Below are 22855 nucleotides of genomic sequence, written 5' to 3'. Positions count from 1 at the left end.
TTGCCGCAGTTCAACACATCAGAGCACCTTATCGCGGCAAGATGAGGTATCTTATGCCCCGATTTCATCCATTAAACGGATCCGAGACCCCATATGATCATCAAACCCAAGGTTCGCGGCTTTATCTGCACCACCACTCATCCGGTCGGTTGTGAAGCCAATGTTCGTCGCCAGATCGCTTATACCAAGGCCAAGGGCACCATCGAGAATGGTCCCAAGAAGGTGCTGGTGATCGGCGCTTCCACCGGTTATGGCCTGGCCTCCCGGATTGCGGCTGCCTTCGGTAGCGGTGCAGCCACCCTCGGCGTCTTCTTTGAAAAGGCGGGCACCGAGTCCAAGACAGGTACCGCTGGCTGGTACAATTCTGCCGCCTTCGACAAGGCAGCCAAAGAGGCGGGCCTCTACGCCAAGAGCGTCAACGGCGATGCCTTCTCCAACGAGTGCCGCGCCAAGGTGATCGAGCTTATCAAGCAGGATCTGGGTCAGATTGATCTGGTGGTCTACTCCCTGGCTTCTCCGGTGCGCAAGATGCCGGAAACCGGCGAAGTGGTGCGCTCGGCCCTCAAACCGATCGGTGAGGTCTACACCACCACCGCCATCGATACCAACAAGGATCAGATCATCACCGCTACCGTCGAGCCGGCGAACGAGGAAGAGATCCAGAACACTATCACCGTCATGGGCGGTCAGGATTGGGAGCTGTGGATGGCTGCCCTGCGTGATGCCGGCGTGCTGGCTGACGGCGCCAAGTCCGTGGCCTACTCCTACATCGGTACCGATCTGACCTGGCCAATCTACTGGCATGGCACTCTGGGCCGCGCCAAGGAAGATCTGGACCGCGCCGCTGCCGCCATCCGTGGCGATCTGGCTGCCAAGGGCGGCACCGCTCACGTGGCCGTGCTCAAATCCGTGGTGACCCAGGCTTCTTCCGCCATTCCGGTGATGCCGCTCTATATCTCCATGGCTTTCAAGATCATGAAGGAGAAGGGCATTCACGAGGGGTGCATGGAGCAGGTGGATCGCATGATGCGCACCCGTCTCTACGCGTCCGACATGGCGCTGGACGAGCAGGCTCGCATCCGCATGGATGACTGGGAACTGCGCGAAGATGTGCAGCAGACCTGCCGCGACCTGTGGCCATCCATCACCAGCGAGAATCTTTCCGAGCTGACTGACTACACCGGCTACAAGCAGGAGTTCCTACGCCTGTTTGGTTTCGGTCTGGATGAGGTCGATTACGATGCGGATGTAAATCCGGACGTGAAATTCGACGTGGTCGAGCTCTGAGTCTGACTCAAGTGAAAACAGGGCCCCGCGGGGCCCTGTTTTTTTGGCAAAAATCCCGCTAATTTGCGGAATTTTATTATCAGCGATCACCTTTTCCCCATATCAAACCCGCTAGTCTTGCGCTGATCGGATCACAGACGGCATTGCCGAGGAACGGAAGCTATGACCACTCCAAACGAGGCGCCCAAGAAGCGCCAACTTCCCACTGTCTATACCCTGCTTTTTATTATCATCGCCCTGATGGCCGCCCTGACCTGGGTGCTGCCAGCGGGCAAATATGACTATGTCACCGCCAAGACCCAGCAGCCGGTTGCGGCAGCGGCCGTGGCCGATTACAGCGGCGACGAGCGGCTGTTGCCGGTGCCCGGCAGCTACACCGAGTTACCCGCCCACCCGCAGGGGGTGTTCGAGGTGCTCAAGGCCCCCATTCAGGGCTTTCACAAGGCGGCCGATGTGGCGCTGTTCGTGCTCATCATCGGTGGTTTTCTCGCGGTGACCATGCAAAGCGGTGCGCTGGATGCCGGGGTAGGGGCCATTGTGCGTGGCTTTGCCGGGCGTGAGCGGCTGCTAATTCCTGTGTTGATCGCCTTGTTTGCCCTCGGCGGCTCCACCTTCGGCATGGCGGAAGAGACGGTTGCCTTCTGGGCACTGATCGTGCCGGTGATGATGGCGGCGGGCTTCGATCGCATGGTGGCGGCGGGGATTATCCTGCTTGGCTCCGGGGTCGGGGTACTCGCCTCTACAGTCAACCCGTTTGCTACCGGCATCGCCTCCGGTTTTGCCGGTATCCCCATTGGTGAGGGGATTGGCCTGCGGGTCATCCAGTGGCTGCTGCTGGTGATCTTCGCCTCCTGGTTCGTGATGCGCTATGCCAAGCAGGTGCAGCAGGACAAGTCCCGCTCTGTGCTGGCCGATATCGTCTATGACGACGAGTTCTCCCAGATGAAGAGCGGCAATCTCGCCTTCACCGGCAAGCAGAAACTCACCATGCTGGTCTTCTTCGGCACCTTCCTGCTGATGATCTATGCGGTGGTGCCCTGGTCCGATTTGGGGATCGACGTGCTGCCCACCTTTGGCTGGTGGTTTGACGAGCTCTCCACCCTGTTCTTCAGCTCCTCCATCCTGATTGCGCTGATCAACCGGATGCCCGAGTCCAACTATGTGGCGACCTTCCTCAATGGCGCGCGGGATCTGATCGGGGTGGCACTGGTGGTGGCGGTGGCGCGCGGTATCTATGTGGTGATGGAGCAGGGCGTCATCATCGACACCATTTTGCACTGGGCCGAAGGGCTGGTGAGCGGGCTCTCCTCGTCGGTCTTCATCCTGATGGCCTATCTGGTGCACATCATCCTGAGCTTCTTCATCCCCTCCACCTCGGGGCTGGCGACTGTATCCATGCCGCTGATGGGGCCGCTGGCTGACTTCTCCGGCATCTCCCGGGATCTGGTGATCACCGCCTATCAGTCCGCCTCCGGCTGGATCAACCTGTTTGCCCCCACTGCTGCCCATCTGGTGGCGGGTCTGGCGCTCGCCAAGATCCCCTACGATCGCTTCGTGCGCTGGGTGCTGCCCTTTATCATCGGCGTAGCCCTCATCACCATGGCGGTGCTGGTGGCCGGTGCCCTGCTGCACGGCTGATGGCACGGATAAAACCACAGATAACAAAAAGGCTCCCGCGGGAGCCTTTTTCATGAGCCTTGCTTACTGCTTGTAGCCCTTGAGGAAGCGAGCGAGGCGGCCGATGGCATCCTCCAGCTCCTCTTCGCGGGGCAGGAACACCAGCCGGAAGTGATCCGGTGCCGGCCAGTTGAAGCCGGTGCCTTGCACCAGCAGCAGCTTCTCCTGCTGCAGCAGGTCGAACACCATCTTCTGGTCATCGCGGATGTCATACACCTTGGGGTCGAGGCGCGGGAACATGTAGAGCGCCCCCTTGGGTTTGACGCAGGAGACCCCGGGGATCTCGTTCAAGAGCTCCCACGCCTTGTCCCGCTGCTTGCGCAGGCGGCCGCCCGGCAGGATCAGCTCGTTGATGCTCTGGTAGCCGCCAAGCGCAGTCTGGATGGCGTGCTGCATCGGCACGTTGGCGCACAGCCGCATGGAGGCCAGCATCTCCAGCCCTTCAATGTAACCGCGGGCACGGCCCTTGGGACCGGTGATGACCATCCAGCCCTGACGGAAGCCGCAGGCACGGTAGGCCTTGGAGAGGCCGTTGAAGGTCACCACCATCACATCGTCGCACAGGGTGCAGACGCTGGTGTGGGAGATATCGTCGTAGAGGATCTTGTCGTAGATCTCGTCGGCGAAGATGATGAGATTGTGCTGGCGGGCGATTTCGATCACCTCCAGCAGGAACTCGCTGCCGTAAACGGCACCGGTCGGGTTGTTGGGGTTGATCAGCACCAGGCCGCGGGTGCGCGGGGTGATGCGGGCGCGGATGTCGTCGAGATCCGGATACCAGTCAGCCCCTTCGTCGCAGCGATAGTGCACCGCATGGCCACCGGAGAGAGTGACGGCGGCGGTCCAGAGCGGGTAGTCGGGGGAGGGCACCAACATCTCGTCGCCATTGTTGAGCAGCGCCTGCATCGCCATCACGATCAGCTCGCTGGCGCCATTGCCGATATAGATGTCATCGATATCGACCTTGCGCATCCCTTTTTGCTGGTAGTACTGCATCACCGCTTTACGGGCAGAGAAGAGCCCCTTGGAGTCGCAGTAGCCCTGGCTCAGCGGCATGTTGAGGATCACATCCTTGATGATCTCTTCCGGCGCATCAAAGCCGAACGGGGCCGGGTTGCCGATGTTGAGCTTGAGAATGCGGTGGCCTTCGTCTTCGAGACGGCGAGCCTCTTTATGCACCGGGCCGCGGATGTCATAGCAGACATCGTCGAGCTTGTGCGACTTGTCGATTGTGAACATGGTGAGTGTGATTCCTTCCCCACAGGGACGCGTTGGCGAAAAAGGCGATTTTTAGTATCAAATTTCTTTTCCCCTATTCTTCACAGAATTGAATGCTAGAACAATCCTCTTTTTAGAAGAATTCCCTGATTTTTAGCCCTAAAACAGGGTTGCTAGAACGTTAAATTCAGCACGATCTTTGGTGCTAACCAAGGTTAACTAGTGAAACATGGGGAACGAATTAACAAAGCTGCCTGACTGTGTTGCAATATCCGGATCCTGTGGCACGATTGGCTTGTGTAAAAAATCGTCTTCGTCCCCCTTTTCGATGAGTTGAATGGCACTCATGGTGTCATCTTTATGTGGTTCGCTCATCGGCGTTCACTTCTGCGAGGTTTTCCCATGCAAGCACCCGTTCCTGGCCGCTATCGCCACTTCAAGGGGGGTTACTATCAAGTGCTTGCCTTGGCTCTGCATACCGAAACCCAGGAGCAGCTGGTCATTTATCAATCCGAGCAGGATGGTCAGGTCTATGCCCGACCCGTCGCCATGTTTATGGAGTGGATTGAGCATCAGGGGCAGGTTGTCAGCCGTTTTGCCCCGACAGGAGACTGACCACGCCTCCGTTTTTATCGCTCAAGGGATGAGCACTCGAGCTAAATGGTGTCACAAGTTGTCGCATGACGCCCTTGGGCATGAGACGTGCAGCCAGCTGTCTTAATGATAAATCCCTTATCTAATCAACCAATTGTGACGAATATCACATTCAGTGAGCCCTGCCTGCCGGGTTCGCAATCTGGACTCACACTCCCATAATGCTGCGCTTGTTCAAGCATGGGCCCTTCTCGGGTCTTGTTCGGTGTTATCTCAAATGGGAGAAATAATGTGAAACCTGTTGCTGCTGAGTTTATGGGCACTTTCTGGCTGGTATTGGGCGGGTGCGGCAGTGCCGTGCTGGCTGCTGCCTTCCCTCACGTCGGGATTGGTCTGCTGGGGGTCTCGCTGGCTTTCGGTCTGACCGTGCTGACCATGGCGTTTGCCATCGGCCACATCTCCGGTTGCCACCTCAATCCGGCCGTGACCGTCGGTCTGTGGGCGGGTGGTCGTTTTCCGGCATCCGGTGTACTGCCGTATATCGTGGCGCAAGTGTTGGGTGGCATTGCCGCTGCTGCCGTGCTTTACGTGATTGCCAGCGGTCAGGCCGGGTTTGATCTCTCTGCCGGTTTTGCTTCCAACGGCTACGGTGAGCACTCTCCGGGTGGTTACAGTCTGACTGCCGCACTCGTATGCGAAATGGTGATGACCGGTTTCTTCCTGTTCGTCATCATGGGCGCCACCGATAGCCGTGCGCCTGCCGGTTTCGCGCCGATCGCCATCGGTCTGTGCCTGACCCTGATCCACCTCGTCAGCATTCCGGTGACCAATACCTCGGTCAACCCGGCCCGCAGTACCGGTGTTGCGCTGTTTGTCGGTGACTGGGCTATCGGTCAGCTGTGGCTGTTCTGGGTTGCCCCGATTGTCGGTGCCATTCTGGGTGCGCTGGCTTATCGCCTGGTGGCGACTGAGCAGAAGTAATCATTTGCGAAACAAAGTGTGGTATCGACACGCCTGCGGGCGTGTTTTTTGTTTCTGTAGGGGCAAGAAAAGAGCATTACCCGAGGCTAACCTCAGAGCCCTTTGGCCTGCAGCATCTCTTTGTAGCGCAGGTGGAGGAGCTGGACGCGCTCCACATAGGCACGGGTTTCCGCATAGGGCGGGATACCGCCATGTTTTTGTACGGCGCCCGCGCCGGCGTTGTAGGCCGCGGTCGCCAGCGCCACGTTGCCATCATATTGCTTGAGCAGTCCCGCCAGGTATTTCACCCCGCCGAAGATATTCTGCTCCGCCAGCAAGGCATTGCCGACCCCCAACTCCCGCGCTGTGGCGGGCATCAGCTGGGTCAGCCCCATCGCCCCCTTGCGGGAGACCGCCAGCGGATTAAAAGCGGATTCAGCATGGATCAGCGCCCGGATCAGCGCAGGCTCAACCTGATAGGTTTTGGCGGCCGCCTTGATGGTGCTGGCATAGTCATAGAGAAACAGCCCTGTGGTCTGCCAGTTGACGCTGGATTTGGGGTCGCAGGCGAAGCAGTCGTTGAACAGCAGCAGCTCGTAATGGCCTTGTTCGGGCGCCATGTCGGAGTAGCGAACCACCCCGTTCTGTTGCACCGATTTATAGACCTGGATCTGCTTCTTGCCGTTGGTGGCGACTGCCGCTGTTTGAGCGGTGTCGGGTTGTGAGGCGGGAGTGGCATCTTTGCTCGGACGCAAGGGGGAGGGAGCGGCGGTCAGGAAGATCACCTCCGCGGGGGGGGGAGTCTGGCTCCATCCGCTCAGGGGGATCAACAACATATGGCCTGCCAGCATCCATGCTTTCAACCCTGATACTCCTTCTTGTGATGACCATGTTGAGTAAAGCATCATGACGAGGGCAGAACAAGCGGCCAACAGGGGGCAAATGATCCGATTCGGTGACCGGGATCAAAGTATCCGCCGCAATAAAGGATTGTCATCATAAAGCACGGTTTTGGCCGTCAGGCGGTGGGTAATGGCCTCTTCCACCGGGTAAGCAAGCTACCCACGACGTCCGCTTTTTTGTTGACGAAAGGCATGCTATCGTGCTGGCGTCATGTGGTCGGATTAGCGCACCGTATCTGGCACTAATAACTGATTATCAAAGGATTTGTCTGTGACAAGCAAGCTGGCGATGGAACTCACTTTCGAAGAGTACTGCGACGCCGACCTCTCCCTTATCAGGGACTATTACGAGACGACGTTTTCCCACTATGTGCCGGATCTGGCCGAGCGGATCTTTGTCGTGCGTGATGCTCACTGGCTGGTGGGGGCGGTACGGTTGCGGGACGAGGAGGAGTTTTACCATCTGTGCGGCTTTCGCCTGTTGCCCCATTACCAGTCGCTGGGATTGGGATCTCGGCTGTTGCAGCACGCCTGCCACGGTCTGTTGGACAAACCTGTGGTCTGTCAGGCGCTGCCCTTCGAGAAGCCTTTCTATCTCAAGGCCGGGTTTGCCGATATGCCCCTCAATCAATTGAGCGGGTCGCTTTTCTCCCTCTACGAGCGGCAGCAGCAGCAGGGTTATCAGGTGGAGCTGCTGGTACGGGATACCACCCAGCCCCTCCTGAATTGAGCGGTTTAGCGCGGTTTGGTCAGCAGGTGGATCTTGCCCGGTGACAGCTCCAGCCCCAGCAGATTCTCCTTCAGCCAGGCCTGATCCGGATCCTTGTCATTGAGTTTATAGACCGGTTTGGTCTCGAGCCGCTTCTCCATGCTCTGCAGCAGCATGTTGAGCATCAGCCCGAACTTCTTCTCGGCCGCCTCCGGCTCCAGCTTGTACTCCACCAGCTTCATGTTATCGAGAAACAGCGCGCTCTGGCTCTTGTCATAGCGGGGTCTCGCCTCATAGGTCATCTGCAGGCGGGCGTCATATTCGGTATTGTCTGGCAGGGCGATTTTGAGCTTGCCCTTGCCATAGACCCGGGCGGTATCGGGGCGTTGGCGACCGATCAGGACGTCGCTCTGCTCAAGCGTCACATGGGCCTTGATGATGCCCGGCAGCTCCAGCTGTTTATCGACTTGCACCTGAGATTGCAGGTACTGGTTTATCTGTTGCTCATTGATGTCATATGAGCCTTGGCCTAGCATGGCCAGGCTGAGCAGCATAGATTGCAGGATCATGCGTGCGACCTGATAGAATGGATTTGCCTTACAGCATACCATCCCGGCCGGTTGGGGTCTGCCCACCGCGCTGTTTGTCGATTAGAAGGAGTCCCCGTTGTTTAACGGTCTGGAACACGATCTTCAACTGCTGTTTTCCCGTTTTCTGGGTTGGCTGCTACTGCTTTTTCATACCGTGATTGTCACCGGTGTGTCGTTTCGGGTGGTGATGAAACGCCGTCCCATCGGGGTGTCGCTGGCCTGGCTGGCGCTGATCTATGCCATTCCGTTTGCCGGGGTGGGCTTCTATGTGCTGTTTGGTGAAATAAAGCTGGGGCGCCGCCGTGCCGAGCGCGCCCAGGCCATGTATCGCCCTTATGCCATCTGGATCCGTCAACTGGCCCGTCTGTTCCCGCAGCACTGCTGCGAAGTGGGCGCCAAGGCACAGCCGCTGCACGATCTGATCCAGGGACGGCTCGCCATGCCGATGCTCTCCGGCAACCGCATGACCTTGCTCAACAAGCCGGACTGGATCTTGCGCGAGATTGCCCAGGATATCCGTCGCTCGACGCTCTCCTGCTATCTGGAATTCTACATCTGGCATCCGGGCGGCGATGCCGACGAGGTGTGCGAGGCGCTGATTGAAGTGGCGCAACGCGGCGTGGATTGTCGCTTGCTGCTCGATTCGGTGGGCAGCAAGCAGTTCTTCCGCTCCCACTGGCCCAAAAAGCTGCGCAAGGCGGGGGTCAAGCTGGTGGAGGTGCTGCCGGTCGGCGCCTGGCGCATTCTGTTCCAGCGTCAGGATCTGCGGATGCACCGCAAGCTGGTGGTGATCGATGACAGGGTGGGTTACACCGGCTCCATGAACATGGTGGATCCCCGTTTCTTCAAGCAGGATGCTGGAGTCGGCCAGTGGGTCGACATTATGATCCGGGTGCAGGGGCCCATGGTGCCGCTGATGTGGTCGATCTTCGTCTGGGATTGGGAGATGGAGACCGGCGAGCGGCTGCTCGACAGTCTGCAGCATGAGCCGGAAGCCTGGCCCCAGACCAACTACCGCGCCCAGCTGATCCCGTCCGGCCCCTTCGTCGGCGGCGACTGCATCCAGCAGAGCCTGCTGCTGGCCATCTATCAGGCACGCAGCCATCTGGTGCTGACGACCCCTTACTTTGTACCCGACGATCCGCTGGCGGCCGCACTCAGTTCGGCAGCAGCGCGCGGAGTGCAGGTGCAGCTGGTGTTGCCGGCACGCAACGACTCCATCATGGCCAATTACGCCTGCAACGCCTTTATGGAGGAGCTGCTGGCGGCCGGGGTGGAGATCTACCGCTACGATGCCGGTCTGCTCCATACCAAGAGCGTGCTGGTGGATGATGACTTCGCGCTGGTGGGGACGGTCAATCTGGATCGGCGCAGCCTCTGGCTCAACTTCGAGGTGACCCTGCTGGTGGACAACCCCTCGTTCGTGGCCCAGATGACCCGGTTGGTACAGGGCTATATGGCGGAAGCCACCCCTATGACCTTGGCCCAATGGCAGGCCCGCCCCTGGTACAAGAAGGCGATGGAGAACATCTTCTATCTCTTCAGCCCCTTGTTGTGATGTTGTGGCGAGCCGCAAGAAAGTGGACTCGCCATTTGATTGGACTTGCCTAGCCCCGAGTCCGCCCCGTAGAGTGCAGTGACAACTCCCTGGAGACACATGGATATATGAAAAAGATAGTGGCCCTCGCCGTGGGTGCGGCACTGGTAGGTGGTGGTCTGGCTGCGTGCTGGTACACGGGCAACAGCTTCGACAACATCATGGCGGAGCAGATCGCCAAGGTAGAGCAAGAGACCGGTATCGACATGCAGTGGCAGCCGGGTAGCAGCAACCTCTTCACCCGTGACGGGATCCTGAAGGTCGTGGTGACGCCGGAGGAGCTGGCTGCCATCGACAGCGAGCTGGAGGGCAGTCAGCCCATCGAGCTGCAACTGGTGGTCAAGAGCCAGATCCTGCCGCTCTATATCAAGAGCCACTTTCTGCTCGATACCCATAACGGCACTTTGGCTCCGGTCTTTACCGCACTGGGTATGGAGCAGTGGGAACTCGGTCTGGAGTCGGTCACCAGTCTCTGGACCCAGGGTAACAGCAGCCGTTTCTGGGCCAATGAATTCAAGATCAAACAGGGGCTGGACGAGTTCAGCTTCCTGCCCCTGAGCGGTGAGTTCCACGGCAATCTGGAGGGGAATGGTCACCTCACTATGACCTGGCAGGGGATGACGGTCCATGAAGAGCAGAGCAAGATGGACTTGGTGCTGGCCGACCTGAAAGGGAGTGCCGACATTGCCGAGATCAGCGGTGTGCTCCTCTCGCCCCAGAGCGAGATGACCCTCTCGGCCCTCACGGTACAACTGCCTGACAGCGTCAAGGTCGCCCTGCAGGGGATGACAACCGAGACTCAGCTGACCGGTGATGATGCCCAGACCCTCTCCAGCAGCTATCAGATGAAAATTGCCAAGCTGGATCTGGAGAACGAGACCGACACCCTGGCGGTGACCGACAGCAAGTTGGCGCTCAACCTCAACGGTCTGGATCTGGAAGGGTATCAGGGGCTGCAGGCCGCCGGTGGCAAGGGGGTTGAAGATGCAGCCATCCAGCAGGCGCTGGACAAGATGCTCAAACGTGGTGCGACCCTGGAGCTGGCCGATCTCAGCGCCAAGCTCAACGGTGAGGCGGTGACCATGAAGGGGGACGTGAAGCTGGCCTCCACCTCGCTGGAGCAGCTGTTCAACAGCGACGCGGGCATGCAGGCCCTCTCCGGCGTGCTGCATGCCAGCCTCAGCGACAAGCTGGGCAAGGCAGTGCCGCAACTGGCCCCCATGCTCGATCAGCTGACCCTGATGGGTTATCTGAAGGCCGACAAGCAAGCGCTGACCTCCGAGCTGAAGCTGGAGAAGGGCGCGGTGACGGTAAACGATCTGCCGCTCTGACACATGATGTAGAAACAACAACGGCTCCCGCGGGAGCCGTTGTTGTTTCTGGCGTTTGCATATGGGCCGTGTGGGCGAATTACTTGAAGACCACCGTCTTGTTGCCGTAGACGAACACCCGTTCGTTCAGTACCAGCTCCAGCGCGCGGCTCAGCACCGATTTCTCCACATCCCGACCCGCCTTGGCCATGTCGTCCGCACTGAAGGCGTGACCGACGTGGATCACGTCCTGTTCGACAATGGGGCCTTCATCCAGATCGTCGGTCACGAAGTGGGCGGTGGCACCGATCAGTTTGACGCCGCGATCAAACGCCTGCCGGTAGGGGCGGGCACCGATGAAGGCGGGCAGGAAGGAGTGGTGGATGTTGAGGATCTTGCGCGGATAGGCCTCGACGAAGCTCGGGGTCAGCACCCGCATGTACTTGGCCAGGATCACATAGTCAGGCTCATAGCTGTCGATAATGGCGCGAACCTGCTCTTCATGTTCGGTCCGGCTCAGATCATCGTGACTGACGGTGTGGAACGGGATATCGAACTTGCCGGTGAGCTCGGCCAGGGTGTCGTAGTTGCCGATCACCGCGACGATATCCATATCCAGCGCGCCCGCGTAGTTCTTCATCAGAATATCGCCGAGGCAGTGGGTCTCTTTGGTCACCAGAATGACGATACGCTTCTTGCCCGCCTTGACCAGACGGCGCTGGGCGCCGGTGGGCAGGGCATCATCGAGGTCGGCCAGCAGGGTCTCGTCGTTGAAGCGCCCCTCCAGCTCGGTACGCATAAAGAAGCGGCCATTCTCGTGATCCACAAACTCATCGTTCTTGATGATGTTGAGCTGGTGCTTGTAGCAGATGTTGGTGATCTTGGCGATGAGCCCTTTGGCATCCGGGCAATCCGTGAGCAGTATTTTCTTTTCCATCTCTGTCATTTTCCGTTTGTGGTGTTGGCGCTGCTGTCTGCGCCGGCAGCGTTGTTCAGGCTCTCTTTTCGGGCCCTGTTTTTTTGTTTCGGGAACTATGCCATAAACCGATCCGCGCCATAAAGAAATTCGCCAGTCATGGCCTCTCGTGCTGGCGAGCGGGCCGCAGAGCGGGATCCCGGGCGCAATGTTGAAACGCTTTTCAGCCTGCGGGGGATTTTGGCTGGTATCTGCAACCGTTTTTCTTTAGGCTGTCTGCGCTTATTCTCAGGGCGGGGTGCAATTCCCCACCGGCGGTATCCCGATTGACTCGGGGAGCCCGCGAGCGCCCGACCCGGCTGATTGCTAGGTCGGGGTCAGCAGATCCGGTGAGATGCCGGAGCCGACGGTCATAGTCCGGATGAAAGAGGATAAGACAGACCTTGCCGTGTTAGCCCTTGTGGGCTGGCCGCTGCATGCCCATCTCTGTCTGCCTTTCCATGCCCTGATTCTGGTCCTTGTCTTGTTTAGGAGTTTTACCATGAATCAGTCTCTACTCAGTGAATTCGGTGATCCCGTTGCCCGTGTCGAAGCGGCGCTGTCTGCCTTGCGTGCCGGATGCGGCGTGCTGGTGGCCGACGATGAAGATCGGGAGAACGAGGGCGACCTCATTTTCGCCGCCGAATCCATGACCAATGAACAGATGGCGCTGATGATCCGCGAGTGCTCCGGCATCGTCTGCCTCTGCCTGCCCGACGAGCGGGTTCGCCAGCTGGAACTGCCGATGATGGTGGAGGCCAACTCCAGCCACTACCAGACCGCCTTTACCGTGACCATCGAAGCGGCGCAGGGGGTCACGACCGGTGTCTCGGCGGCTGATCGCATCACCACCATCCGCGCAGCCATCGCTGACGGCGCAAAGCCGGGCGATCTGCATCGCCCGGGTCATGTTTTCCCGCTGCGGGCGCGAACCGGTGGGGTGCTTACCCGTCGGGGTCATACCGAAGCGACGGTCGATCTGATGCAGCTGGCTGGCCTCAAACCGTTTGGTGTGTTGTGTGAATTGACCAAAGAAGATGGCTCGATGGCGCGTCTGCCAGATCTGGTTGCGTTCGGTCGCAAGCACCAGATGCCGGTGCTGACCATCGAGGATCTGGTGCAATATCGTCAATTGTTGTCAGAACGTACTGCCTGAGCCTCATACGAAATTGTAATAAGGCAAAAATTTGGTTAACCTTTGTCCGTGCCCCCACCACACGGCACTCATTTTTTAGACGAATCTGGACAAAAACTGTTCATTCAAAAAAAAATGAGGGTTTTAATGCATTTATCTGTGGTGGGGACTATGCAAAGTAGGATTTTTTTGTGCCATAATCACGCCGCTTGCTAAACGTCTGGCGAGTTCAAGGGAGCTTTAAAAATGAAAAAATTGTTGTTGGTAGGTGTTGTTGGTCTGTCCGCTCTGCTGGGCGGTTGTGCAAACACCAGCGAACTGGAAACTTCCGTTCAGAATCTGTCTAACAAAGTTGACCAACTGGCTCAAGATGTTAGCGCAGTTCGTGCTGATCAGTCCAAAATCGCTGCTGATGTTGCCGAAGCCAAGCAAGAAGCTATGCGTGCTAACCAGCGCATCGACAACATGGCTACTTCCTACAAGAAGTAATCCATGCGAAAAAAATGGCGCAGTTTTGCGCCATTTTTTTTTGCCTGAAATTCACCTTATCTCCACTATTTCCACAGCAACTTATTTCCACAATACCTTCTTCGTACTTGACCCATGAGGTCATGCCGGTCTCCCGGCATTCCCCCATCATTTCCAGCCAGTTCGATTCCGATCAGTAGAGCAGACTGTAGAGTTTGCGACGGTAGCTCTGTGCCGCCGGTGTGCTGCCCATGGTTGCTAGAATATCGAGATAGGTCTTTCTGGCATCGCCGAATGCCAAGTCCCGCTTGAGGATCTCCAGCAGCAGTCCCAACGCCTCTTCCTGACGACCAGCCTGGTTGTATTGCACCGCCAGCTCCTGAGTCAGGGCAAAATCATCAGGCTGTTCTGCATGACGGGCTTCCAGCGCGCGCAGTTCCGGGCTGTCTGCCGCTTGCAGGGCCAGCGCCAGCCGTGAGCTCAGGGTATGGAAGTGACCATCCTGCGCCGCCATCGGGATGGTGTCGAGGCGCTCCTGCGCTTCATCCAGCAGGTTGAGGTCGAGCGCAGCTTGAATGAGCCACAGGCTGATGTCGTGGCGTTTAGGAGCCAGCTGGTGTGCCTTGGTCAGATGGGCATAGGCGGTGCTGGGCTGCTCGTCAGCCAGTGCCTGTTGCCCCTTGGCCAGCAACTCTTCCTCTGCTTTGGGGGCGAAGGCGGCGAAATACTGGCGCAGGGTGGCTTCATCCTGCGGCCCTTCGATGATCCCCTGTTCGTCAGGGCGACCTTGATGGAACAGCACCAGTGCTGGCAGGGCGCGCAGGCCGAGCTGGCTAGCCAGCGGTTGCAGCTGGGGATCGTTCATATCCACCTTGGCCAGGGTGACCTGCTCATTGGCGGGCCCAACCAGTGATTCGATCAGCGGTGTCATCCCCTGACACTCCGGCATCTGCGGAGCATGGAAATAGATGACGACCGGTTTCTTCATGGACGCATCGATAAGTTCAGCGTGAAAATTCTGGGAAGTAATGTCGACGATCATGAGTTGGACTCTTCAGAAAGGGTGTTAAGTAACATGGGGTTAAGCGAGTGGCAATTCAAGCGCTCATCCAGCCGGTAAAAGGTCACAGGGGCTGCCGTCGTTGCGAGACTGAGCCAGCCGTTGGCAAAGGGCCAATCCTGTACCTGATAAGGGGTGTCATCGAGCAGGTTGTCGAGTCGCCATCCTTCCTCCGGGAGAAACCGCACCTTCTCCAGTCCCGCCGCTATGCCGCCACCGTGGGCTTTCAGTACCGCCTCCTTGCGCGACCAGAGCCGGTAGAAGGCACTCTCCTGCTCTTGGGCAGGCAGTGCGCAGAGCCACTCATATTCACTCTGTGCATAAAACCGGCGGGCCAAGGGGAGGGGATGATGCCGCCGTTTGCCCAGTTCGATATCCACCCCAAGCGGCCCATGCGGGCAGAGCGCCAACACCAGCCAGCAGCCACTGTGGCTCAGATTGAACTGCCAAGCATCATCATGTAGTCGGGGCTTGCCCTGGGGGCCGTTGCAAAATTGCAGCCTGGCAGCAGGTTGTTGCAGCCGCTCGGCCAATAGCTGGCGCAGAAGGGCGCGGCTCACCAGATATTCCTGACGCCGTTCAGGATGGGTCATGGCTTGCCAGATATGCTGCTCATCGGTTGACAGCCATTCAGGCAATTGAGCAAGCAGTTCCTGGCATACCCTGGTCGGTTTTAACAAAAAAAGATCGGTTTCGATCATGATTTTTCACTTTAAAAAGGTGCTGAAGCAGGGATAAAAGCCAGTTATCTATGAGGCCCAAGGCTCTCTTGGCGATTGTATATTGTTTGTGCATGATCACATTAATTATGAAAAATCGTGCATTTCCTTGCAAAAATGTGAGCTTGATAGGGATTTTCACTTGCCTCGATAGAATTCTTGGATATAGTCGGATGCTGTTGCCTTATAAATTGCCCTTTGGGGCCGTATTTTAACAAGATTTACTATTTAGCGGGGATAAAGGATTGCGCCACCTGATGCTACTGCTGGTCGCGCTCGGAATGGTGGGTTGTGCCTCGGCACCCCAACCCGAGGTCGCGAGCAAGATCGAAGTTTCCATGGTTGAACCTGTCATAGAACCGGAAGCTTCCCAGACACCCGATGTGAATGAAATCCTGACTGTATATAAAGAGTGGCGTGGCGTTCCGTACCGGATGGGTGGCAGCAGCCAGCGCGGTATCGACTGTTCCGCCTTTGCCCGTGAAGTGTTCCGCAATGCCGTCGGTATCGAATTACCCCGCGATACCCGCTCCCAAGTCCACGAAGGGACGCGCGTTTCCAAGCAGGATCTGGTCGAGGGTGACCTGGTCTTCTTCAAAATCAATCGTCGTCTCAACCACGTTGGTATCTATGTCGGCAATGGCGAATTCATCCACGCCTCGACCCGAGCCGGTGTGACGCGCTCCAAGCTGGATAGCCAATATTGGCGCAACAAGTTCTGGCAAGCTCGCCGGATCGATATCTGAGTCAGGCTGGACAAACGGCTCGCAGTACGGACTGTTTTTCCAACCTCACTTGGACCGGGCCAGATAGCCCGGTTTTTTATTGCCCTCGTTTAGACTTTCCCGAGTCAAATCACTATAGTGTGGGCCCGTTTTCTTCGGCAGGCTCAGCATGAAACCCCGCATCCCATCAGCCGGTGGCCCCAAGTCGGGCGACCGTAAATCCGGACTTCACTCCCGTAATCGCCATCAGGCGGGTTACGATTTTGAGGCGCTCTGCCTGCGAACTCCCGAGTTGGCTGCCCACGTCTTTATCAATGACTACGGCACCCGCACCATCGATTTTGCCAATCCCGATGCAGTGAAGACCCTCAATCGCGCCCTGCTGGCCCATCACTACGGGATTGCCCACTGGGACTTGCCTGCCGGTTACCTCTGCCCACCCATCCCGGGACGGGTGGACTACCTGCACTGGGCGGCCGACCTGTTGGCCGAGAGCGCAGGCCAGCTCCCTACCGGCAAGGGGGTGAGGGTGCTGGATATCGGGGTGGGGGCAAACTGCATCTATCCGCTGCTCGGCTGCCGCGAATATGGCTGGCGTTTTGTGGGATCGGATATCGATCCGGTCTCGGTCAAGGCGGCCACCCTGCTGGCCAAGAGCAACGGACTCGGCAACCAGATTGAGTGTCGTTTGCAGGGTAACCCCAACCATGTGTTTCGCGGCATCATAGGGCCGAAGGATCGCTTTGCCCTGACGCTGTGCAATCCACCGTTCCATGCGTCGCTGGAAGAGGCGAGCAAGGGGACGGAGCGCAAGCTGCGCAATCTGGGCAAGGAGGTTACAGGCGCTCCTGTGCTCAACTTCGGCGGCCAGAAGGCCGAGCTCTGGTGCGAAGGGGGCGAGGCGGCGTTTCTGGCCAACATGATTGCCCAGAGCAAGGAGTTTGCCACTCAGTGTCTCTGGTTCAGCTCGCTGGTGTCGAAAAAAGAGAACCTGCCGGGGGCGAAAAAGGCGTTGAGCCGGGTGGGGGCGCGTCAGGTACGGGTGATCGACATGGCGCAGGGCAACAAGGTGAGCCGGATCCTCGCCTGGTCCTTTCTGGATGAAGAGGGATTGCGTAGCGGCTGGTCGAGCGCGCGCTGAGTCCCCACTACAAGGCCCGATGAGGGCCTTTTTTCATGATGAGCACCGCGAATTTCCCCTGCTGGCGGCATCTTTGGCAATCGATTTCCTCATTGGCAGATCGTGCTGGTTTATATGGTCTAAGTAGTTACTTCCGCCTTGGTACAGGTGTACGCCGAGATTTTTTTGCACTTACAGCTGAAACTTTAATAAAATAGGACTGGTTAGACCTCTTTACAGGCATTGAATCAAATAGGGATCGGTAGATGAAAGTTGTCGATTTTCTGAAGCGCAAGCGCGAAATTCTGGCGCAGCACCCCTTTGAGCTCAAGGATTGGCTCTCTCCGGCGATCCGCGACTACTGGCGTGAGTTTCAGCAAAAGGCACATCTTCACCCTTTGCTGGGGCGTGTGCTGGACTTGCAAGCCGAGTCCCAGAGCGAGCAGCAACAGGATGCAGCAACCGTGGCACAAGTAGCCAACGGTCAGCCTGCCGTGGCTCAGGAACCCGCTGTTGAGCTGGCGGCCGAGGCGGCCGAGCTCTATGCCGTTCTGCAGGCCCGCATCGGTGAAGAGACCCATGTCGGCGAGTGGCTGCACGTCAGCCAGCATATGATCGATCAGTTTGCTGCAGTGACCGGGGATCACCAGTGGATCCACACCGATCCGGAGCGCGCGGCCGCCGAGTCGCCCTTCAAGACCACCATCGCCCACGGCTTCCTGACCCTGGCGCTGCTGCCACAGTTGACTGGCTCGGTCGACGAGGCCACACCCGAGTTCCCGACCGCCCGCATGGTGGTGAACTTCGGGCTGGATCAGGTGCGCTTCCCGTACCCCATCAAGGTGGACAGCAACATCCGCGCCCGCACCAAGCTTGCCCGGGTCACCCCCATCAAGGGTGGGCTGGAGTTGCTCAAAGAGATCAAGGTTGAGATCGAAGGGATCCGCCGCCCGGGTTGCGTCATCGAGTCGGTGACCCGCATCTACTTCTGAGCCCCCTCATCGGCATGAATGGTGAAACGGGCCCGCTGTCGTGTGCAACGAACAGCGGGCCCGTTTTTTTGCCTGTTTGTTGCAAGGGTTGAGGCGTCAGCCATAGTGCGCCGACCCCAGCTTGATATGACTCACAAAACGGTGCGCCGTGCAGTTAGCCAGCTCTCATTTTGGCGAGTTGGCCGCGTGAGGCGATAGCATGTTATGCCACTATTGGCTTCTTACTCCCGATCCTGGAGACAATAGTGCCCATCAATAACAAGATTATTCTGCCACTGCTGCTGAGCCTCACCATCCTGCTGATCCCGACCCACTGGATCCCGCTGGAGGGGATCACCGTCATCGAGCAGCGGGTCGTGGCCATTTTCGTGCTGGCCGCCCTCTGCTGGATCCTGGAGCCCATCCCTATCTTTGCTACCTCAGTGCTGATCATCGTGCTGGAGCTGCTGCTGCTCTCCGACAAGGGGCTCTGGTTTATGACTGCCGACAAGGCTGAACCGGGGTTTGGTGAGCTGCTCAAGTCCACCGAGGTGATGGCGACCTTTGCCTCGCCGGTCATCATGCTGTTTCTCGGCGGTTTTTTCCTCGCCATTGCGGCGACCAAATACCATCTGGACGTCAATCTGGCGCGGGTGTTGCTGCGCCCGTTCGGTCAGGATCCCCGGATCGTCATGCTGGGGCTGATGTTGATCACCGCCACCTTCTCCATGTTCATGAGCAATACCGCCACCACCGCCATGATGCTTGCCATCCTTACCCCGGTGCTGGCGGCGTTTCCCGACAAGGATCCGGCCAAAATCGGCTTTGTGCTGGCCATTCCGCTGGCGGCCAACCTCGGCGGGATCGGCACTCCCATCGGCACTCCGCCCAACGCAGTGGCCCTCAAATACTTGACCGGCGAGCATGCCATCTCGTTCGGCCAGTGGATGGGGTTTGCGGTGCCCTTTGTGGTATTGCTGTTGCTGCTTGGCTGGTTTCTGTTGGGGCGCTTTTTTCCGAGCACCCTCAAGCGGATGGATCTCAAGATTGAGGGGCGCTTTATGCAGACCCCTCGTGCCTGGGTGGTCTACCTCACCTTTATCACCACCATAGTGCTCTGGCTGCTGGGGGATCTGCACGGCATGAGCTCCTACGTGGTCGCCATGATCCCGGTGGCGGTGTTCCTGACCACCGGCATCATCACCAAGGACGATCTGCACAAGATCTCCCTCGACGTGCTCTGGCTGGTATCGGGCGGTATCGCGCTGGGGCTGGCGCTGGAGGACTCCGGGTTGGCCGAGCGGCTCATCACCCATATTCCGTTCCACGAGTACTCCACGCTGGCGGTACTGGTCGGCGCCTGTCTGCTGGCAGTGGTGATGGCCAACTTTATGTCCAATACCGCAACAGCCAATCTGCTGCTGCCACTGGTGGCGGCACTGGCGGTCAGCATGCCGGAGTTGGCCGAGTGGGGCGGCAGTCATACCCTGATCCTGGCGGTTACCATTTCGGTTTCGCTCGGGATGTCTCTGCCCATCAGTACCCCGCCCAATGCGCTGGCCCACGCCACCGGTCTGGTGGAGAGTCACCAGATGGTGCGCATCGGCGTTATCATGGGGTTGGTCGGCACCCTGCTGGCGATGGTATGGATCTACCAGATTGCCGCTTGGGGACTGATCTGAGCGTACGGCCGGTTTCTCATCTGTTGCCTGCTCCATCATCGGAGAAGTGCCATGGCAGGTGATGACCAAAACAGAAAGAGGAGCCAACTTGGCTCCTCTTTCTGTTTGCAGTTGACTCAGAAACTGGCGCCCAGATTGAGCAGGTGCCTGAATTCGGTCTCTTTGTACTTTTGCTCGAGACCGACGAAATGTACTTCGCCATCTTCCCACTCCATCTCGCTCGACCAGGAGAGGCGCAGGTGGTCGTTGAAGTAGTAGCGCAGGCCCACGCTGCCGGTCACATCTCGATTCAGAGTGATATAGGGTGAGGGTTGATCCAGATAGAGCAGATAGCGCCCCTGACTGAACAGCTCCAGTTTTTCCCGCCATATCGGGATGGGTTGGCGATAATCCCAGTTCATGCTGGCAAAGGGGTAGTCGATGATCCGGTTGCCTTTGAAGAGCAACCCAATCCCGCTCTCTTCTCTGAAGTAGGCCTTGCGCAGACCCCCTTGTGCTACGAACTCCAGCCGACGGCGCTTCTCGTTCCAGAAGCGGTAACCCGGCCCGGTACCATAGTCGAGGCTGAGGTAGTTGCTTTCCAGCATGTCATATTCGGCATTGAGCGAGCTGCGCACAAACCACTGCTGATCGAAAAAGTAGTCAATGGTCGGGTTCAGTTTGTAGTCGTGGTTATCGGTGGCGCTGTCAGACGTTTCGTAGGAGTACTCTCCGGAGAAGCTGTAGCGCCAGTCCAGATTGGCCAACTCGGTCTTGCCCTTGAAGTTGACGTTGTTGGTGTGCTTGTCCTTGTGTTTGAGCTTGATGTTGAGATCGCCACTACCGGTCCAGAGCCAGGCCTTGCGTTCATCCTGCTCATCCTTGAACAGGGTGAATCCACCTTTGGCGGTCGCCTTGGGTTTATCCTGATGCTCTAGTCGCCAGCGCTTGATGGCATCCCGCTTGACGGTAACGGCACCGGTATAGGGCAAAGAGATGCGTACCGATTCATCGCCAATCTCTTCGATGGTACCGGTCAGACGATCGCCATTGTTCATCCAGAGGATGTCTTTTGCCCACAGGGGATGGCAGATCACCATGAGTATGAGAGGCAGGTATTTCATGAGGAAAGGTGACTCCGGTGCGACTCGGGCGCTGGTGACTTAACCACTGACAAGCTGGCTGCTGATGGGGCGGGGCAGGCCATTTTTGTTCTCCAGCGCCGCCGTCACCTCATCCTGCATCACGTCAGGTGCGCTGATAAAGCTCTCTATGGCCGGTGATAACATCAGCGGGGCGCCATTTTCAAGCTCCTCTTCGGTGCGGGATAGCGGGGAGTGTACCTCCAGCCAGCGCCGACCATCCGGTTCGATGGCGACCTTGACCGGTTGATTGATGACCCGCACCGGCGTGCCGATCGGCACAATCTTGAACAGGGCCTCGATATCGTCAGGTCGCAGCCGGATGCAGCCTGCACTTACCCGCAGGCCAACGCCAAAATCCTTGTTGGTGCCGTGGATCAGGTAGTCGCGCTTGCCATAGCCAAGGCGCATGGCGAACTTGCCAAGGGGATTCTCCGGGCCGGGGGGCACCACGGCGGGCAGGGTGATCCCTTTTTGCTCCAGCCAGGATTTGCGCACCATGGGGCCGGGTACCCAAGTCGGGTTGGGATTCTTCTCGATGACGGTGGTGGTCATCTCGGGTGTTTCGCGGCCGATATCGCCAATCCCGATGGGCAGCACGATGACCTCATTCTTCCCTTTGGGGAAGTAGTAGAGGCGCAGTTCGGGCAGATTGATGACGATCCCCTCGCGAGGCACATCAGGCAGCAGCATCTGGGTGGGCAGCGTCAAACGGGTGCCCGGCTTGGGTAAATAGGGGTCTACACCCGGATTTGCTTCAAGCAGCGCCAAAAAACCAATTTGCGTATTTTTGCCAACCAGTTCCAGATGTTCATTCTGCTGGATGATGTAATCCTCCAGCTCACCGATGAGGCGACTCCCGGCAGCTGGCAGCGGGTAGCGTTTGGCCTCTGCCGGCGCCGCGCATAGCAGGATCGTTGCCAGCAGCAGGGAAAGGGCGGGCGTTAAGGGTAGGGGCTTGAGTTTCGGCAATCGCATAATAAGATCCATCAGTTCAATCTGGGCGGAACATCATCAATACAGCCGCCAGGATGGCGCGATTGTTCCTCAATCAGCCCATGATTACCAGCTTGCCGCGCACTCGCAATGATGTGGGGATACATAGGAAACCTGCCAAAATCGGCATCACCCATAAATTTGAGCACCAAGCAGGAAAAAGAGACGCCTGATGGCAATGGGGCAATATCACGATATGGATAATGGCCGGGTGTGCGAGAGGGTTAATGTCTGGTGGATGCAGGGTGGTCTGGCAACGCGAACAGCACGCGCCGCATTGTGAGCCTGCTCCCAGATATCTGATTCAGCCATTTGATATCTAAGAAATTTTTATTGCATCCTCGGCCCAGCTTGGGTAAAAATCTCTCCCCACGGAGAGATGCCGGAGTGGCCGAACGGGATTGACTCGAAATCAATTGTGGCAGCAATGCCACCCAGGGTTCGAATCCCTGTCTCTCCGCCACAAGCTAAGCTCAACCTATTGATTGGGTTGGGTTTTTTATTTTGGTTGCCTTTTTGGTGTGCCATTCAGTATGCCATCTGGTATTGGCTGACATACTACCCAGATGGATTACATTGGACATCGACCCAGTCAGGTATCCAAGTATTGATGATGTTTCCCTCTTGTAGTGGTCAACTAAATCCGGACACTTGGTTAGGCCGAACCTCGGCTTTTGCTGGCGGTATCCCGTGATTGTATTGATGTGGACGCCGCCAGTTGTTGTAATCCATCAGGTAGTAACTGATATCCCGCTTTGCCTCCCGCACGCTCATGTATCCCATAGCTGGAACCCACTCCGTTTTAAGACTTCTGAACAATCGCTCCATCGGGGCGTTATCCCAGCAGTTGCCACGCCGACTCATGCTCTGGGTTATGCGATAACGCCACAGTCGTTGCCGAAATGCCCGACTGCCATATTGGCTGCCCTGGTCGGAGTGAAATAGCGCACCGGATGGGCAACCCCGCTGCTGATAGGCCATCTCCAGTGCTTTGATTGCCAATTCTGCATCAGGTTTATCAGACATCGCCCAGCCCACGACCCGCCGGGTGTGCAGGTC

At 57.9% G+C, this 22855-nt stretch carries 22 protein-coding genes, 1 tRNA gene and 1 riboswitch; of the genes, 14 read left to right on the top strand and 9 right to left on the bottom strand.

Annotated features, from left to right (window positions below; genetic code table 11):
• The first annotated feature begins 93 nt into the window (after positions 1 to 93).
• Together fabV and AB5Y83_RS09280 are read left to right on the top strand one after the other, a co-directional pair.
• Complete coding sequence (gene fabV, locus AB5Y83_RS09285) at positions 94 to 1287, top strand: enoyl-ACP reductase FabV (protein WP_005353312.1); 1194 nt, start codon at positions 94 to 96, stop codon at positions 1285 to 1287.
• Between the two features lie 162 nt (positions 1288 to 1449).
• Positions 1450 to 2925: a YfcC family protein gene (locus AB5Y83_RS09280; protein ID WP_368175057.1), complete on the top strand. Its 1476-nt coding sequence runs from the start codon at positions 1450 to 1452 to the stop codon at positions 2923 to 2925.
• Between the two features lie 63 nt (positions 2926 to 2988).
• On the opposite strand, the gene AB5Y83_RS09275 is transcribed toward AB5Y83_RS09280, so the two are convergent.
• Positions 2989 to 4203, bottom strand: coding sequence for a pyridoxal phosphate-dependent aminotransferase (locus AB5Y83_RS09275; protein WP_005334367.1), 1215 nt, complete (start codon positions 4201 to 4203; stop codon positions 2989 to 2991).
• 381 nt (positions 4204 to 4584) lie between these two features.
• Here AB5Y83_RS09275 and AB5Y83_RS09270 point away from each other — a divergent pair, with 381 nt between their 5' ends.
• The gene (locus AB5Y83_RS09270) at positions 4585 to 4797 is read left to right on the top strand and encodes a DUF1653 domain-containing protein (RefSeq protein WP_115544111.1); all 213 of its coding nucleotides are present in this window, start codon (positions 4585 to 4587) and stop codon (positions 4795 to 4797) included.
• A gap of 270 nt (positions 4798 to 5067) precedes the next feature.
• Positions 5068 to 5757, top strand: a complete 690-nt coding sequence (aqpZ, locus tag AB5Y83_RS09265; RefSeq protein WP_201988190.1) for an aquaporin Z — start codon at positions 5068 to 5070, stop codon at positions 5755 to 5757.
• Positions 5758 to 5849: 92 nt separating this feature from the next.
• Here the strand turns inward: aqpZ and AB5Y83_RS09260 are convergent, their stop codons facing one another.
• Positions 5850 to 6587, bottom strand: coding sequence for a lytic transglycosylase domain-containing protein (locus AB5Y83_RS09260; protein WP_058055841.1), 738 nt, complete (start codon positions 6585 to 6587; stop codon positions 5850 to 5852).
• A gap of 340 nt (positions 6588 to 6927) precedes the next feature.
• Between AB5Y83_RS09260 and AB5Y83_RS09255 the strand changes: the two genes are divergently transcribed.
• Positions 6928 to 7368, top strand: a complete 441-nt coding sequence (locus AB5Y83_RS09255) for a GNAT family N-acetyltransferase (protein ID WP_041980377.1) — start codon at positions 6928 to 6930, stop codon at positions 7366 to 7368.
• A gap of 5 nt (positions 7369 to 7373) precedes the next feature.
• Here AB5Y83_RS09255 and AB5Y83_RS09250 read toward each other — a convergent pair whose 3' ends face one another.
• Positions 7374 to 7916, bottom strand: a complete 543-nt coding sequence (locus AB5Y83_RS09250; protein WP_368175056.1) for a DUF1439 domain-containing protein — start codon at positions 7914 to 7916, stop codon at positions 7374 to 7376.
• 97 nt (positions 7917 to 8013) lie between these two features.
• On the opposite strand from AB5Y83_RS09250, the gene cls reads away from it, so the two are divergent.
• Positions 8014 to 9495: a cardiolipin synthase gene (gene cls, locus AB5Y83_RS09245; RefSeq protein WP_005361740.1), complete on the top strand. Its 1482-nt coding sequence runs from the start codon at positions 8014 to 8016 to the stop codon at positions 9493 to 9495.
• A 107-nt stretch (positions 9496 to 9602) separates the two neighbouring features.
• Positions 9603 to 10865: a DUF945 family protein gene (locus tag AB5Y83_RS09240; protein WP_021229238.1), complete on the top strand. Its 1263-nt coding sequence runs from the start codon at positions 9603 to 9605 to the stop codon at positions 10863 to 10865.
• Between the two features lie 79 nt (positions 10866 to 10944).
• On the opposite strand, the gene purU is transcribed toward AB5Y83_RS09240, so the two are convergent.
• Positions 10945 to 11781: a formyltetrahydrofolate deformylase gene (gene purU / locus AB5Y83_RS09235; protein ID WP_019445959.1), complete on the bottom strand. Its 837-nt coding sequence runs from the start codon at positions 11779 to 11781 to the stop codon at positions 10945 to 10947.
• A gap of 259 nt (positions 11782 to 12040) precedes the next feature.
• Positions 12041 to 12197, top strand: a riboswitch (FMN riboswitch).
• Positions 12198 to 12301: 104 nt separating this feature from the next.
• Between purU and ribB the strand changes: the two genes are divergently transcribed.
• Together ribB and AB5Y83_RS09225 are read left to right on the top strand one after the other, a co-directional pair.
• Positions 12302 to 12955: a 3,4-dihydroxy-2-butanone-4-phosphate synthase gene (gene ribB / locus AB5Y83_RS09230; RefSeq protein ID WP_064339774.1), complete on the top strand. Its 654-nt coding sequence runs from the start codon at positions 12302 to 12304 to the stop codon at positions 12953 to 12955.
• A gap of 225 nt (positions 12956 to 13180) precedes the next feature.
• Positions 13181 to 13423: an Lpp/OprI family alanine-zipper lipoprotein gene (locus tag AB5Y83_RS09225; protein WP_005334342.1), complete on the top strand. Its 243-nt coding sequence runs from the start codon at positions 13181 to 13183 to the stop codon at positions 13421 to 13423.
• Positions 13424 to 13595: 172 nt separating this feature from the next.
• Here AB5Y83_RS09225 and AB5Y83_RS09220 read toward each other — a convergent pair whose 3' ends face one another.
• Positions 13596 to 14444 carry a tetratricopeptide repeat protein gene (locus tag AB5Y83_RS09220; RefSeq protein ID WP_368175055.1) on the bottom strand — a complete coding sequence of 283 codons (849 nt, stop codon included), beginning with the start codon at positions 14442 to 14444 and terminating at the stop codon, positions 13596 to 13598.
• A complete protein-coding gene (locus AB5Y83_RS09215) occupies positions 14441 to 15163 on the bottom strand; it encodes a 4'-phosphopantetheinyl transferase superfamily protein (RefSeq protein ID WP_368175054.1) in 723 nt (240 codons plus the stop codon). The genes AB5Y83_RS09220 and AB5Y83_RS09215 overlap by 4 nt, the downstream gene beginning before the upstream one ends.
• A 275-nt stretch (positions 15164 to 15438) precedes the next feature.
• Here AB5Y83_RS09215 and AB5Y83_RS09210 point away from each other — a divergent pair, with 275 nt between their 5' ends.
• The 4 genes from AB5Y83_RS09210 to AB5Y83_RS09195 all read left to right on the top strand — a co-directional run bounded on the left by AB5Y83_RS09210 (position 15439) and on the right by AB5Y83_RS09195 (position 19679).
• On the top strand, positions 15439 to 15927 hold the full coding sequence (locus AB5Y83_RS09210) for a C40 family peptidase (RefSeq protein WP_005334331.1): 489 nt from the start codon (positions 15439 to 15441) through the stop codon (positions 15925 to 15927).
• 148 nt (positions 15928 to 16075) lie between these two features.
• Positions 16076 to 17047, top strand: coding sequence for a 23S rRNA (adenine(1618)-N(6))-methyltransferase RlmF (rlmF, locus tag AB5Y83_RS09205; protein ID WP_111899468.1), 972 nt, complete (start codon positions 16076 to 16078; stop codon positions 17045 to 17047).
• A gap of 245 nt (positions 17048 to 17292) precedes the next feature.
• A complete protein-coding gene (locus AB5Y83_RS09200; protein WP_111899469.1) occupies positions 17293 to 18018 on the top strand; it encodes a MaoC family dehydratase in 726 nt (241 codons plus the stop codon).
• 245 nt (positions 18019 to 18263) lie between these two features.
• Positions 18264 to 19679: a DASS family sodium-coupled anion symporter gene (locus AB5Y83_RS09195; protein WP_005353291.1), complete on the top strand. Its 1416-nt coding sequence runs from the start codon at positions 18264 to 18266 to the stop codon at positions 19677 to 19679.
• A 116-nt stretch (positions 19680 to 19795) separates the two neighbouring features.
• Here the strand turns inward: AB5Y83_RS09195 and AB5Y83_RS09190 are convergent, their stop codons facing one another.
• Positions 19796 to 20782: a DUF481 domain-containing protein gene (locus AB5Y83_RS09190; protein ID WP_111899470.1), complete on the bottom strand. Its 987-nt coding sequence runs from the start codon at positions 20780 to 20782 to the stop codon at positions 19796 to 19798.
• 39 nt (positions 20783 to 20821) lie between these two features.
• On the bottom strand, positions 20822 to 21778 hold the full coding sequence (locus AB5Y83_RS09185) for a L,D-transpeptidase family protein (RefSeq protein ID WP_111899471.1): 957 nt from the start codon (positions 21776 to 21778) through the stop codon (positions 20822 to 20824).
• 391 nt (positions 21779 to 22169) lie between these two features.
• Between AB5Y83_RS09185 and AB5Y83_RS09180 the strand changes: the two genes are divergently transcribed.
• Positions 22170 to 22259 (top strand) — tRNA-Ser (locus tag AB5Y83_RS09180).
• A 170-nt stretch (positions 22260 to 22429) separates the two neighbouring features.
• Here AB5Y83_RS09180 and AB5Y83_RS09175 read toward each other — a convergent pair.
• Positions 22430 to 22855 (bottom strand): IS3 family transposase (locus AB5Y83_RS09175; protein WP_368175053.1); only part of this gene is annotated, 426 nt, incomplete at its 5' end.

Origin of the sequence: Aeromonas sp. R5-4 (genome assembly GCF_040908215.1) — a bacterium.
Classification (GTDB): Bacteria; Pseudomonadota; Gammaproteobacteria; order Enterobacterales; family Aeromonadaceae; genus Aeromonas; species Aeromonas veronii.
Note: the sequence above shows the minus strand (reverse complement) of the source record. Positions and strands in the feature narration are given on the sequence as shown.

What these genes read in the sequence shown, in the direction of transcription:
- fabV (WP_005353312.1), top strand. Translation starts at nt 94, where the DNA reads ATGATCATCAAACCCAAGGTTCGCGGCTTTATCTGCACCACCACTCAT.
- AB5Y83_RS09280 (WP_368175057.1), top strand. Translation starts at nt 1,450, where the DNA reads ATGACCACTCCAAACGAGGCGCCCAAGAAGCGCCAACTTCCCACTGTC.
- AB5Y83_RS09275 (WP_005334367.1), bottom strand. Translation starts at nt 4,203, where the DNA reads ATGTTCACAATCGACAAGTCGCACAAGCTCGACGATGTCTGCTATGAC.
- AB5Y83_RS09270 (WP_115544111.1), top strand. Translation starts at nt 4,585, where the DNA reads ATGCAAGCACCCGTTCCTGGCCGCTATCGCCACTTCAAGGGGGGTTAC.
- AB5Y83_RS09260 (WP_058055841.1), bottom strand. Translation starts at nt 6,587, where the DNA reads ATGCTGGCAGGCCATATGTTGTTGATCCCCCTGAGCGGATGGAGCCAG.
- AB5Y83_RS09255 (WP_041980377.1), top strand. Translation starts at nt 6,928, where the DNA reads ATGGAACTCACTTTCGAAGAGTACTGCGACGCCGACCTCTCCCTTATC.
- AB5Y83_RS09250 (WP_368175056.1), bottom strand. Translation starts at nt 7,916, where the DNA reads ATGATCCTGCAATCTATGCTGCTCAGCCTGGCCATGCTAGGCCAAGGC.
- AB5Y83_RS09240 (WP_021229238.1), top strand. Translation starts at nt 9,603, where the DNA reads ATGAAAAAGATAGTGGCCCTCGCCGTGGGTGCGGCACTGGTAGGTGGT.
- purU (WP_019445959.1), bottom strand. Translation starts at nt 11,781, where the DNA reads ATGGAAAAGAAAATACTGCTCACGGATTGCCCGGATGCCAAAGGGCTC.
- ribB (WP_064339774.1), top strand. Translation starts at nt 12,302, where the DNA reads ATGAATCAGTCTCTACTCAGTGAATTCGGTGATCCCGTTGCCCGTGTC.
- AB5Y83_RS09225 (WP_005334342.1), top strand. Translation starts at nt 13,181, where the DNA reads ATGAAAAAATTGTTGTTGGTAGGTGTTGTTGGTCTGTCCGCTCTGCTG.
- AB5Y83_RS09220 (WP_368175055.1), bottom strand. Translation starts at nt 14,444, where the DNA reads ATGATCGTCGACATTACTTCCCAGAATTTTCACGCTGAACTTATCGAT.
- AB5Y83_RS09215 (WP_368175054.1), bottom strand. Translation starts at nt 15,163, where the DNA reads ATGATCGAAACCGATCTTTTTTTGTTAAAACCGACCAGGGTATGCCAG.
- AB5Y83_RS09210 (WP_005334331.1), top strand. Translation starts at nt 15,439, where the DNA reads ATGCTACTGCTGGTCGCGCTCGGAATGGTGGGTTGTGCCTCGGCACCC.
- rlmF (WP_111899468.1), top strand. Translation starts at nt 16,076, where the DNA reads ATGAAACCCCGCATCCCATCAGCCGGTGGCCCCAAGTCGGGCGACCGT.
- AB5Y83_RS09200 (WP_111899469.1), top strand. Translation starts at nt 17,293, where the DNA reads ATGAAAGTTGTCGATTTTCTGAAGCGCAAGCGCGAAATTCTGGCGCAG.
- AB5Y83_RS09190 (WP_111899470.1), bottom strand. Translation starts at nt 20,782, where the DNA reads ATGAAATACCTGCCTCTCATACTCATGGTGATCTGCCATCCCCTGTGG.
- AB5Y83_RS09185 (WP_111899471.1), bottom strand. Translation starts at nt 21,778, where the DNA reads ATGCGATTGCCGAAACTCAAGCCCCTACCCTTAACGCCCGCCCTTTCC.